We start from the raw sequence: 12,053 nt of genomic DNA, 5'->3' as shown, positions 1-12,053 counted from the left end.
TTCGGCGCTAGTTACTCGAGCTCGACCTGTTCGAGGAACGGCCCGCCGATCGCGGCGACGCTGTAGTTATTCACGCTGTTGGACACGCCGCGGACCTCGTCGGCGTAGTCGAGGAACACCCACGGCGCCTCGTCGTGCGCGATCTGGGCGGCCTCTTGATACAGCTCGGCGCGGTCTTCTTGATTCGTGGTCCGCTGGGCTTCTTCGACGACGCTCATGTACTCGCTGTTAGCCCACGCGGCGTTGTTCGAGGTGTTGAACCCCTCGGTGTCCCAGGAGACCCAGTCCTGCCCCTCCGGCACGTCGGTCTGCGGGTGGAGGAGGACGTAACAAAAGTTGTCGGGGTCTGCGTTGTCGGTGTACCAACCGGCAAGCGTCGCGTCGTGGCTCCCCTGGCTGGTGTACGTGAGGTAGTCGGAGAACTGCCGGTCATCGATCGACACCTCGATACCGACCTCGGCGAGGTTCGAACGGATCGTTTGCGCGGTCGGCAGCGGCGCCGGGTTGTACCCGCGGGGGTTCTGGAAAGTCGTCAGCGAGAACGAGAAACCGTCGCCGTAGCCGGCCTCATCGAGGAGGCTCTGCGCCTGTTCGGGGTCGTACTCGTAGGGGCTGATGTCGTCGTTGTGCCCGAACAGCGCGGGCGGGATCGGCTGGTCGGCCTGCGTGGCGATCCCGGAGTAGATGTTCTCGACGATCGCCTGGGTGTCGATGGCGTAGCTGATCGCGCGGCGGACTCGGCGGTCGCGGAACGCTTCAACCCGCGAGAGGTTGAACGCCATGTAACCGATGTTGATCCCCGTCGCCGTTCGGGTTTCCGCGGTGTCTGACCCGTCGACGATCTGCATGCTGTCAGGGTCGAGCCCGTCGATGATGTCGAGCTCTTCCTCGACGAGCGCCTGCGCACGCGTGGAGTTCTGCCCGCGGGTGAGGAATAGCACCCGGTCGACGTTCGGGGCCTCGCCCCAGTAGTCGTCGAAGGTGGTGAGCCGGATGCGGTTGTTGGCGTCGTCGAGGGTCTCGAGCTGGAACGGACCGGTTCCGACCATCTCCTCTCCGAGGTTCGTGTCGCCCTCGATCGCGTCCTGCGAGATGACGACGGCCGCGAACATCGCGAGGTTGCGGAGGAACGGCGCGTACGTCTGGGTCAGCGTGATCGAGAGTTCGTAGTCGCCCGGGGCCTCGATACTGTCGATCCAGTTGCCGAGGGTGAACGGCCCATAAACGGAGGAGTCCGCGAAGTGGTACTCGTAGTCGTCGTCGACAAACCGTCGGTACGTGGCGATGAAGTCGTCGGCGGTGAACTCCGACCCGTCGTGGAAGCTCACCCCCTCTCGTAGCGTGAGCGTCACCGAGTCGCCGTCAAGCGACCAGTCGGTGGCGAGCGACTCGACGAGCGACGCTTCGCCCGGTTGGAAGGCGATCAGCCCCTCGTACGCCTGATTGGTGACCTTCGCGACCTCACCGCTGGTCGTGTTCTGCGGGTCGAGGGTACTGGAGTGAGCACCGCGGCCGTAGCGGAGCGAGGTCGTGTCGTCGCCGCTGTTGCCGTCGCCGCCGTCGCTACCGTCGCCGCCGTCGCCGCCGCCGCCACCGTCGCCACCGTCGCCGCCACACCCGGCAAGAGAGGCGACCGATGCCGTCGCTACCGTCGCGCCGCCCGCTCGTTGTAAGAAGCTGCGTCGTGACGTACCTGTGGTATCAGGACACATACATGGGCATATATGAGCTAGGTAAATAATTCTGGTGGAGCGACAGGACAAAAGCGCGTCATAAGCTCCGGCTGAGTGGTCCTGTAGTCACTTGTCAACAGGTCACTCGTCGTATAGGTGGCACGCAGCGGGATGACCGCTCTCACCGAGTTCGGGGTTGTCTCGTTCACAGACGCTCTCGAACGTCCCGCGGAGTGTGGCCTCTGCCTGGTCCCACCGGTCGTGTTTGATCTGTTCGAAGGACTCGGCCACGACCGCTCGCGCCTCCCCCGAGAGCGGACCGTCGAAGAAGTACTTGAAAAGCGTCGGATGTTCGCCGCCGTCGGCGACGGCGGTCCGCGCCGGCTCGTCTTCGATTCGGACCTCCGACTCGATGGCATCGAGGTCGATGTCTCTCGCTTCTAATCGCTGTCGGTAGAACATTACCTCGCGATAGCGCTCCTGGTTGATGTCTAGGTTTTCCGGCGGGATGACCGATGGACAGCGGGTGCGGAACCGACAGCCGGAGGGTGGGTTGATCGGTGACGGAACATCCCCTTTGAGGATCGTTCGATCGTCTGTGTCGGCGAGGGGGTCGGGCTCCGGGATCGCGGACAGGAGCGCTCTGGTGTATGGGTGTTTCGGCGTCTCGAACAGTTCGTCCGTCTCGGCGACCTCAACTATCTCACCAAGGTACATCACCGCCACCCGGTCGGAGATGTGGCGGACGACGCTCAGGTCGTGGGCGATGAACAGGAAGGTGAGCCCGAACTCCTCTTGGAGGTCCTCCAGCAGGTTAATGATCTGCGCCTGAACGGACACATCGAGTGCCGACACCGGCTCGTCGGCGACGATGAAGTCGGGATCCACCGCTAGGGATCGCGCGATGCCGACCCGCTGACGCTGACCGCCGGAAAGCTCGTGTGGGTATCGGCCGAACTGGCCGCGCTCTAACCCGACCGCGTCCATCAGCTCGAAGACGCGCTCGCGGTGGCGTCCCTCGGCGAGGCCGTGAATCTTCAGCGGTTCCATGATCGTCTGGCCGGCTGTCATCCGCGGGTCGAGGCTCGACATCGGATCTTGGAACACCATCTGCATGTCTTTCCGGCGCTTACGGAGATCCGATTTCGAGAGCGATCCGAGGTCCTCACCAGCGAACACGACCCTCCCGTCGGTTGGCGGGTCCAGGTGGAGGATCGCTTGTCCCGCTGTGGACTTCCCGCAACCGGACTCGCCGACGAGTCCCAGCGTCTCCCGCTCGTGGACGTCGAGATCGATCCCGTCGACGGCCCTGACGCTCGAGTCACCCCCGCCGAACATCCGGTCGAGCGCGCCATCCTCCTGTTGGTAGTACTTCCGCATCTCGCGGACCTCGACAAGCGGGTCGCCGATGGCAGATCTGGAACCAGCGGCGGGTTCGTCGGTCCCGTACATATCTTTATCAAACTCGTCGTGGACGCATTTCGACCGGTGGTCGACATCGTCCGGGCCGTGCTGGAGATATGGAATCTCCCCCTCGCGGCACTGGGGCTCGGCCCAGGGACAGCGCGGCGCGAAATGGCACCCGTCGGGCATGCTGATCAGGTCAGGGACGTTTCCCTCAATCGGTGTCAGTCGCTCTTTTTCTTCGGTGGGGATCGATTCGAGCAGCGTGTAGGTGTAGGGATGGCTGGGACTGGAGAAGATCTCTTCTACGGGGCCTTCCTCGACAATCTCGCCGGCGTACATTACGGCCACGCGGTCACAGGTTTCGGCCACGACGCCGAGGTCGTGGGTGATCATCAAGACTGACATCCCGAACTCTTCCTGTAGGTCGTCGATCAGATCGAGGATCTGCGCCTGAATCGTCACGTCGAGTGCGGTCGTCGGTTCGTCGGCGATGAGGAGGTTCGGCCGGCAGGCTAGGGCGATAGCGACGAGCACGCGCTGGCGCATCCCTCCGGAGAACTCGTGTGGATAGTCTTCCAAGCGCTGTTTCGCTTCCGGAATGCCGACCGCCTGAAGCATCCTGACAACTTCGTCCATCACCTCTTCTTCACCCTCTCGACCTCCGAGTTTCGGGAGAATTTCGCGGACCCCATTGAGCCACGAGTCGTGTTTTTGACCGCCGTACCGGTGGAGCCGCAGGGACTCGGCGATCTGCTCGCCGACGGTGACCGCCGGGTTGAGAGAGGTCATCGGGTCTTGGAAGATCATCCCCATCTCGCCGCCGCGGATCCGGCGGACGGCCGCCTCGGGGGCTGCCGTCACGTCGATGATTCCTTCGTCGATATCAACGTCGGTCGGCTTCGCGCCGGCGCGGATCCGCTCTCGGGCGTCGGCATCGAGGAACACGAAGCCGTCGACGGCGTCAGCGAGTGCGGCCTCAAGGTCGTCACCGACGGTCTTCGGGTCGGCGTCGGTTTTGAGACGCTCTGCGGCAGTTCTGAGGTGGCTCGTAAGGTCGTTTGGGTCCTCTTCGGCGACGATGTCATCGACCATTCCGCGAAGCTCAGCAGGGGTGTCGGGAACGCGCCGTCCGGCGCGAAGCCCGCTGCTCACAGCCGCGATCGCATCGATCAGCCCGGACGGGTACGGAACGTACGCATCGTCGAACTCGTCGAGGAGGGAGGCTGCGAGCGCCGGATCCTCAAGGGTGATCCGGCCACCGACGATGTCGCCGGGGTCGTCGACGAGGTCCATCGCAGAGAGAGCGGTGACACTCTTTCCGGAACCCGACTCACCCACGAGGCCGACGGTCTCTCCGTGCTCAATCGAGAGGTCAATACCGTCAACGGCCTTGACCGCGCCTCGTTCGGTTCTGAACTCAGTTTGGAGCGCGGAAAGCGAGAGCAGATCGGTCACTACCGGCGGTAGTGAGCCTCACGGAGATATATCTTGGGGACAGTGAAATCATTTATACGGCTACCCCAGCGTCTGCTGGTATGAACGAACCCGCAGGCGGCGACGTGCCCACGAACGTACAGGCGGAAAATGGATGGTCCGCCGTCATCGAGGACATGGAAGCGACTGCGACGAAGTACCGAGAGCGCGGGTGGACAGCGCTCGAACTCCATCCCGGCGATTCAGTCTTGGTCGACTCGGACCGTCGGACCGGCCTTGACGTCGTCCTCCCCGGCTCGGAGTTCGAGGAGCTAGAGTCGCTTGTCGACGACCGACAATTTCGAGACGTCGAGGTGTTCCGGGCAGAGGGAAACGAACTGGTCTACGTGCTGGTCGTCGAAATCGCGCCCGAGAGCGAAACGGCTGTCTTCGTCCCCGCGTACTACGATCCGAGTCAGGCGGCGGAGAAACTCGAATCGATCAGAGAGGCGGGGGCCGTGCGCCTATTCTGCCGTCGATTGAACGACGACGCAGTCCGGTTCGTCCATGACGATCCGACGCCGTTTCTCCCGGACCCTGTCGAGTGATCGGCCTCCCTTGACATCCTCCTCCGCCTGTAGTACCTAGCATAACTTTTGAAGATAGTCGTCGAGATGATTGTCGATCCAAGAGGCCGCGAAACTAAGCTGAGCTGTGAGCTTCTCAAAGAGTTCGGTAAGGAGAGCGCGGTATTCTGCCGCGCTCTCCACAATCAACGGTGACGCTTCCCATTTCAAACTCTTCCAGACCTGCTCGATTGGATTGAGATCCGGTGAACCAACGGGCAAAAACACGAGGTCAATTCCGAGTTGATGGGCTCGCTTACGCGTGTACTCGCACACGTGAGAAGAGAAGTTATCCAAGACGAGCAGAATCCGTCGACTCGGATTCTGCTCGCGGATTCCTTCGAGACACTCACAGATTCGTTCTTTCTCCTGATTACTTGGAAACTGGACCACGCTCTCACCGGAGAGTGCATAGAACCCGACCGCTGGTTCGTCTAACTTCACCAGCGGTCGGGTGATGTGAGGGTCGTCGACGGTGTAGAGTCGCTGTGAGTTGTCCCACGGTTGTGGATGCGATGTGTCGAGAAATCCAAGCACAGTTCCACCGTCCGTACGGATCTCTTCGTCGACGACCCAGCCTTCCTCATCGTCTCCATCGCGTTTGTTGTGCGGCTCATCAGTTCCCTCGTCGAACGCGTCGCCGACGCGTTCGTCGAGGATTTCTTCGGCATTTTCTGGCCGTGATGGGCGCTTAGTCCGCGGAATTGCGTAGGAGAGGCCGAGCTTTTCGAGGAACGTAGTGAGATGGGCTGGATGAAATTCAACGTCGAACTCCTCGTTGATGAGGTGTTGTATCTCTTGTTTCTTCCACGGTTGGCCCTCCCGGAGCAGTTCCAAGAGGCGTTGCTGTTGTTCTTCGCCGAGCTTCGGGGGCCTGCCGCCCCCGAAGTTCGGCATTAGAAGTCCAAGACCGCCCCTGTTCCATCGGCGAGCCCAGCGTGTTCCTGTCGCGGAGGACCTGCCGACATCGTCGGCAGCGTCCTCCAAGGTTGCCCCCTTGTAGAGCCGTTTAACGAAGATCAACCGCTCAGTGAGTTTTTCATCCGTAGACTCCGCGAGGAGTCGATCGAGATCGTCCTCACTGAGGTGACGGACGATCTCTTTGCGGCGATCCCCAGACATACCTCCTCATCAGACTCTACCTTCATAACTTTCACTAGGCACTAAAGGCGGAGGAATCCCGAGCGTTGGGAGTTTCAGGTTCGCAACCATGACTCTGCCACTTTTCGGGAACCCGTTTAACCCAGCCATCGTGGTCAGCGGCTGACTGGCGGTGCCAACCCGCCGTTACTCCTATCCTCGGCGTCGTTTGACTCTCATCTGTTGTTTTTGCCAGCAGGGAGTCAACGTCGCTTCGACGGACTTGGAGTTACCTTTGGGCTTGCTCGACCAACAGGCACGAGGCGAACGTGTCTGCGTTCGTGTTCACCGTGTTGGTGTTTCGGACACTGTCTCGTTAGTGGCGGATAGACCGCCTCCGGAGGCCGTTCGGAATCGCTCCGTTCCGACCAGACCCTTCTCGTTGCTATGAAGTGACAATAATTGAAACTACGGATTAGAAACTCAGGAACGCTACCGAACGTGGTTCGTGGAGAGTAGTGTCGGATTCATCCTGACCCTGAAGGGTCAGGTATTCTCCTTGAATCTCTAGTACGTGTTTACCCCGAGGTCTCGACAGCCGGCACAGCGTGAGCCCGTGACATAACCTCATTATTGCTGACGACTCGACGAAGTTCTTCGTATGGATTGCGTCCCTGCTGGCGCCACGTCGCCAGCAGGGACAAGACCGTCTCGTGAACGAACATTCCTCGGTCATTACGGAGCGTTCCGATGATTTTCCGGAGAACCACTGGCTCACGAAGTGCGTTCTCTGCGGCATTGTTTGTCGGAGAGACCGCTGGCTCACCGACGAAGGTGAGCCAGTGGTCGAGACCTCCTTCGATCTTCCCCAGCAGTGTTGCTACTGGTCCGTCGGGTACTGACCGCTCAATCAGCGATTCAAGCTCTCTTCGCGCCACACGCTGGAGGTCTGCTCTCTCACGAGAACTTGGGTCGCTCTCCAGCCGAGCCTGGAGAGCGACGAATAGCTGTCTGAGAGCTTGGTAGATCGGTTCACCTTCTGGCTGCTTTTCGGCGGCGTCCTCAGCCTCTCGAAGAATGTGCGCCCACCACCGCTGGAGGTTGCTGCTGAAAGCTGGGTACGCCGTCCACCCGTCACAGACGACTGTTCCCGCGAAGTCCTCGCCGAGGACTTCTGCGGGAACATCACTTCCGCGACTCTCCCTGACCGCGTACAACGTGTGTTGAATGGTCCGAAACGTCCAAATCCACGCTTGTTCACCGTCGCGCTTGATGCCTGTCTCGTCGATGTGAACCACGTCAGCATCCTGAATCTCTTGACGGATCTGCTCGTACTCACAGCGACCGGCGCGCGCAGCGCGCTCGGTCGCGTGCCACGCGGATGCACCCGAGAGTTCGAGTCCGTGTAGTTGCTCGAAGCGATCAGCAATCTTCCGGTAGGGAAGGCGGTGATCGTACCGTGACAGAGCTGATTGAGCGATGACGTTCACCCCGAACTGCCCCTCATCGGGGCAGTCGGGGTGGGCCGCAACTGTCTCTGTTCCACAGGAATCGCACTGGTAGTAGTGGCGGTTGTACCGGGTTATTTCTGGGGTTTGGGGGTCAGGGATTTCCTCGACGAGTCGGGGGGTGACGCCCACCGACTCGTCGAAGTGGTCGCCACACTCAGGACAACAGTCACAGGTGACATCGACTTCTTCGTCGGGATCAGGCGGAGAGCGCCACTCCGGGTCGTGACCATCCTTTCGGCCAGGAGTGCCGCCATCAGTTCGGACATCGTCGTCTTCGTCGTCCTGCGAGGTCGGGGACCCGTCGGTCCCCGACCGTCGCTTACTGGGTGGAGTGTGTGGATTCTCGTACTTCCGGAGGCGTGTTTCGAGTTCTTCGATCCGCTCTTGCTGCTCTTCGATCAGTTCGTTCTGTTCCTCGATCCGCTCGTCCTTCTGGGCGATCGTCTCTTCCAGCTCGTCGATTCGCTCCTCCATCTGGAGAAATCGCGAGAGGAGTTCGTCCTTGGAGAGATCGTCCCAGCTCATCGATTCCACCTCGAAACGAAGACAGCAGGGCTGACGGGATGGTCTCCGCTGCTCGGAGACCATCCCTGAGGATGTAGACTGACTCCCTGCTGGCAGACCATGTGTCTATCATAGGCCACCACCTACGAGATAGTGACGAAATCAGACGGGGCTAAACACGTACCCCCGATGAAGCAGGAGATTTGGGTCATAGGCAACTGAAGTCTCCCGCTTCAACTCATTTGATTTAGCGGCCTACCTCGCTGCCGTATGGCGATCCAATATAGTCCTTGATCAGCAACCGATAACGATCAGAACACCATGTCGATTTAGGTACCTACCGCCGCGAATGCGACCACGAGCGCGAGGTACGCAGCGACGATGATGACCGCCAGTACCGGGATCAGCGTGAGATGGTCGTGACTCCCGTTGTTGCCATCAACCTCACCGCGTTCAACGGCGTCAACATCAACATCGCCGGATTCGATTGCGTCAGCGGAAGGCATCACCTCGGGGAGCCCCTTACGTCTAGCGTCGAACTTGTTGAGAACGAGCACTGCGATTGCCGTCAGAACGAGCGCCAGTGGCAGTGCGAAGTATGCCGTCTGAAGACCCAGCCCGTACAACACGAGGACGAGCACCGTGACCCCCGCCGCAGTTCCTGCGAATGGGACTTGGGTGTTAACGTGATCAATATGATCGGAGCCTGAGAAGATAGACGACATAACTGTCGTGTCGCTGATTGGTGAACTGTGGTCGCCATAGATAGCGCCGCCGAACAGCACCCCGATAAGCACGGGGAGGATAGAAGGACCGACCAGTTCATACCCAAGCGGGATTGCGAGTGGGGTGAGAATAGCCATGGTGCCCCAAGAGGTACCGGTCGTGAACGCGACAAACATTGCTGCGAGGAAGATTATGACGGGGAGGAAGCTCCCAGGAACACCGCTGCCGACCATTATATCCACAATCGCTTGGGCGGTGCCGACCTTCTCGGCAGCTAAACCGATCGACCACGCTAACACGATGATCGCGATGGCGATGTTCATCGTTTTGAATCCCTGGATGATGGTATCGCTGGCCGTTTCGAGGTCCATTGTCCGGTAGCCGAGTGATCCGACAAACCCGGACAGCATGAACGCGAAAGACCCATACAGAAGACCGAGCGCCACGTCAGTCTCTTGGAATGCCTTCGAGATACTAACGCCGGGATTTTGTCCACCACCCAGCCACCACATCGAGACCAAACTCACGACGAGCAACACAAAAATGGGGCCGAAGAAATTCACGAGGGTCGGGTTCCTGTCGCTCGGCTCGCCGACGTCCTGGGAGACGTCGGACAATGGCGTCGCGTCTTCCCGAATAGTCCGACCGGTGGAACGCGCCCGCCACTCGGCGTCAAGCATCGGACCAAAGAATCGCTGAGTAATCGCGATGAACCCGACCATGAAGAACGCCATGAAACAGTAAATGTTCCAAGGAATACTCTGGAGGAACAATCCGAAGGGGGTCATCCCGAGTTCCGCGGCGGTAACCGTAGCCGCCTCGAACCCGACGATAATCATTGAGACTTGGTAGCCGATCCAAGATGACACAGGCCCGAAGGTCGCCACGGGCGATGTCGTTGAATCAAGCGTGTAGGCGTGCATTTCCCGGGAGGAGTGGTTTTCCTGCGCGAGATCCCGTGTCGCGTTGCCTGTGACGATGGTGCTGGTATAAGAACTGAAGAAAATGAAGACTCCGATGAGCCACGTGAGGATCTGAGACTCGCGGGCGCTGTCAACACGATCGCCGATCCACCGCTCCAGTGCCAGGATGCCACCGGAGCGGTGAATGAACGCCGCACCCGCGCCCATGAACATTATGAGAATAATGAATTTCGTATTGAATGGCGACCGAAATACTTCGACGAGCCAGTCCATCGTGAGTCCTGTCGCCGCGATTGGATTCCAGTTCGCCACGATCATCGCGCCGATCCAGACGCCGGCGAATAGGGACACAAGCACCTGCCGTGTCGTCATCGCCAACACGATTGCCAGAAGCGGCGGTGCCAACGCCAACAAGCCGTAACTTGTGGTAGCCACGAGCAGAACTCGATATCGACTTAAATTAAATCTTTGATACGCGTTCTCTCAACGAACTGGGAAGAAAGTGACACAGACCTCACTAAGCAGATTTTACAGGCTGTCGAGGCGAATGCCACGAGGCTTGACCCCGTGGATGAAGCCGACAACTCGTGAACCAAGCCATTAACTCGAAACATCTCAAATAGAGTGGTGTGACGGCACACTTCGCGTCTGGCTTAGTCGGCGAAAATAAGCCGGGTCAGACGCTCCGTCGTGTTAACTTAAGCATGATTCCACCAGACAGCGTGGGCTTGTAACCACGTTTCCGCGGTCGGCGGATCAACGTGACTAAAACAGTTTGAAAACGAAGAGGTCCGTCGTTCTACTTCTCTAAAGACACGTTCGATAGAATTTCTGAAGCCGTGTTGTTCGACGCGGTAGCTGTAGTTTTTGCGGCGGAGACCACCGATCAGATCGTCTGCGTCATCGACGAGAAACAGCGCGTCTTCGACGTCGTGTTTCTCAGCTAATTCAGTGAGAAACTCAGCTTTGAACGTTGAGTATCCAACACTTAATCGACCGAAAATGGCGGCTGAGACGGTGTGAACACGGAAAAGGGGGTTCAGCCGCAGACGCTCCACTTTCCACTAGAGGTTCAAACGCCGTGAACGCTGCCTTCATTATCCTCTGTGAATCACTCTCCAGTTCGGCCGATACCGTAAACTCCTCGTAGAACGTCTTTTCCTCCGATTTCGGGTCCAATAGTGTCAACACGACAACGTTCAAAGCTGAGTGAGAAATTCTCGTGCGATCGGGATCGTATACGTCGGAAACAGCCGTGAATGAAGGATTTTGTTCGTTTCAGGATCGACAGCAGCGTACAGCCAGCACTGCTCGTCGTTGATCCGGATCGCTTTCTGATCGACGGCAACGCGATCCGGGCTCTCACCGTCAGCTGGCTGTAGATCGGCTTTCTGTACCCAATTGTGAACAGCGACACGACTTCGTTGGACACCCAATTCCTCAAGAAGAATAACTGTATTCGAAAGTGATAATCCAGCGAGATGGTGACGAATACCCTTTTCAATGATCTCGCGGGGTGTCCGCTCTCACTCCACAAACTCCAAGTCGATCCACTCGGTACACTCGGTGAGGCGGGCGGTTTTCGGCATAGAGCACTGAATCCTCGTCCCGCCTCATCCTTAACTTAACACCGCGAGACGCTCTGCCGTGACCATCAAGTAGGAGTGGGGAACTCCGAATCCACGCCCGTGGAGACTGCGCTCCCTGTGGATTCCCTCGCGGAATCTGTAAAGCACGTCGTGGAAACGGGAAGCCTCGGGGCTTGATCCCGAGGTACTTCACGTCGGAACGCGGGCGATCTCCGCAAACGGTGTATGTGCTTGGGAACAGACGGCTGATCAAGCATCGGCTCTTTGTGTTGTACCCATTCAACGCCAGAATCGACGATGATCGCTACAACCAGCACTCAATGACCGAAACCGTGAACTCAGCTGTGAAGCGCTTGTTCAGCTTCCCTGTGTGAGCGCGCTTGTGGTTCCGCGTGTTTCGCGAAATCGCGCTGATTGTGTTATATATAATAAGACACCTCTTCACACAGTACATCCTTCTGCCTTACAGCAATGGTACGTGTTTACCCCGGAGTCTCGACAGCCGGCACAGCGTGAGCCCGTGAGATCAGTTCATTGTTACTGACGGCTCGACGAAGCTCTTCGTATGGATTGCGTCCCTGCTGGCGCCACGTCGCCAGCA

6 protein-coding genes and 4 pseudogenes are annotated in these 12,053 nt (G+C 59.0%); 3 read left to right on the top strand and 7 right to left on the bottom strand.

The window, feature by feature from the left end; translation table 11 throughout:
* Window positions 1–11: 11 nt before the first annotated feature.
* Both EXE47_RS15510 and EXE47_RS15505 read right to left on the bottom strand, forming a co-directional pair.
* Entirely contained in the window at window positions 12–1,712 is a 1,701-nt protein-coding gene (locus EXE47_RS15510; protein WP_049932976.1) for an ABC transporter substrate-binding protein, read from the bottom strand.
* Between the two features lie 102 nt (window positions 1,713–1,814).
* On the bottom strand, window positions 1,815–4,535 hold the full coding sequence (locus tag EXE47_RS15505) for an ABC transporter ATP-binding protein (protein WP_137703838.1): 2,721 nt from the start codon (window positions 4,533–4,535) through the stop codon (window positions 1,815–1,817).
* 80 nt (window positions 4,536–4,615) lie between these two features.
* On the opposite strand from EXE47_RS15505, the gene EXE47_RS15500 reads away from it, so the two are divergent.
* Window positions 4,616–5,101 (top strand): hypothetical protein, encoded by a 486-nt coding sequence (locus EXE47_RS15500; protein ID WP_137703837.1) that lies wholly within the window; start codon window positions 4,616–4,618, stop codon window positions 5,099–5,101.
* A gap of 36 nt (window positions 5,102–5,137) precedes the next feature.
* Here EXE47_RS15500 and EXE47_RS15495 read toward each other — a convergent pair whose 3' ends face one another.
* The 5 genes and pseudogenes from EXE47_RS15495 to EXE47_RS19055 all read right to left on the bottom strand — a co-directional run.
* The gene (locus EXE47_RS15495; RefSeq protein ID WP_137704005.1) at window positions 5,138–6,241 is read right to left on the bottom strand and encodes an IS630 family transposase; all 1,104 of its coding nucleotides are present in this window, start codon (window positions 6,239–6,241) and stop codon (window positions 5,138–5,140) included.
* Between the two features lie 536 nt (window positions 6,242–6,777).
* Window positions 6,778–8,235 (bottom strand): IS66 family transposase, encoded by a 1,458-nt coding sequence (gene tnpC / locus EXE47_RS15490; protein ID WP_137704004.1) that lies wholly within the window; start codon window positions 8,233–8,235, stop codon window positions 6,778–6,780.
* 308 nt (window positions 8,236–8,543) lie between these two features.
* Window positions 8,544–10,235, bottom strand: a complete 1,692-nt coding sequence (locus tag EXE47_RS15485) for a Na+/H+ antiporter NhaC family protein (protein ID WP_049933572.1) — start codon at window positions 10,233–10,235, stop codon at window positions 8,544–8,546.
* Window positions 10,236–10,561: 326 nt separating this feature from the next.
* Window positions 10,562–10,825: pseudogene (locus EXE47_RS15475) on the bottom strand (IS6 family transposase); the annotation flags it as partial.
* 259 nt (window positions 10,826–11,084) lie between these two features.
* Window positions 11,085–11,452 (bottom strand): annotated as a pseudogene (locus EXE47_RS19055) (IS6 family transposase); the annotation flags it as partial.
* Window positions 11,453–11,521: 69 nt separating this feature from the next.
* Here EXE47_RS19055 and EXE47_RS19050 point away from each other — a divergent pair.
* Window positions 11,522–11,629 (top strand): annotated as a pseudogene (locus tag EXE47_RS19050) (RNA-guided endonuclease TnpB family protein); the annotation flags it as partial.
* A 53-nt stretch (window positions 11,630–11,682) separates the two neighbouring features.
* Window positions 11,683–11,823, top strand: a pseudogene (locus EXE47_RS19045) (IS5/IS1182 family transposase); the annotation flags it as partial.
* Window positions 11,824–12,053: the final 230 nt, after the last annotated feature.

Origin of the sequence: Halorubrum sp. GN12_10-3_MGM, from assembly GCF_005435235.1 — an archaeon.
Taxonomy (GTDB): Archaea; Halobacteriota; Halobacteria; order Halobacteriales; family Haloferacaceae; genus Halorubrum; species Halorubrum ezzemoulense.
The sequence above is the reverse complement of the archived record's forward strand: the minus strand, read 5'-3'. Positions and strand labels throughout refer to the sequence as shown.

Coding starts and splice junctions, on each gene's coding strand:
- EXE47_RS15510 (WP_049932976.1), bottom strand. CDS start 1,712: ATGTGTCCTGATACCACAGGTACGTCACGACGCAGCTTCTTACAACGA.
- EXE47_RS15500 (WP_137703837.1), top strand. CDS start 4,616: ATGAACGAACCCGCAGGCGGCGACGTGCCCACGAACGTACAGGCGGAA.
- EXE47_RS15495 (WP_137704005.1), bottom strand. CDS start 6,241: ATGTCTGGGGATCGCCGCAAAGAGATCGTCCGTCACCTCAGTGAGGAC.
- tnpC (WP_137704004.1), bottom strand. CDS start 8,235: ATGAGCTGGGACGATCTCTCCAAGGACGAACTCCTCTCGCGATTTCTC.
- EXE47_RS15485 (WP_049933572.1), bottom strand. CDS start 10,235: ATGACGACACGGCAGGTGCTTGTGTCCCTATTCGCCGGCGTCTGGATC.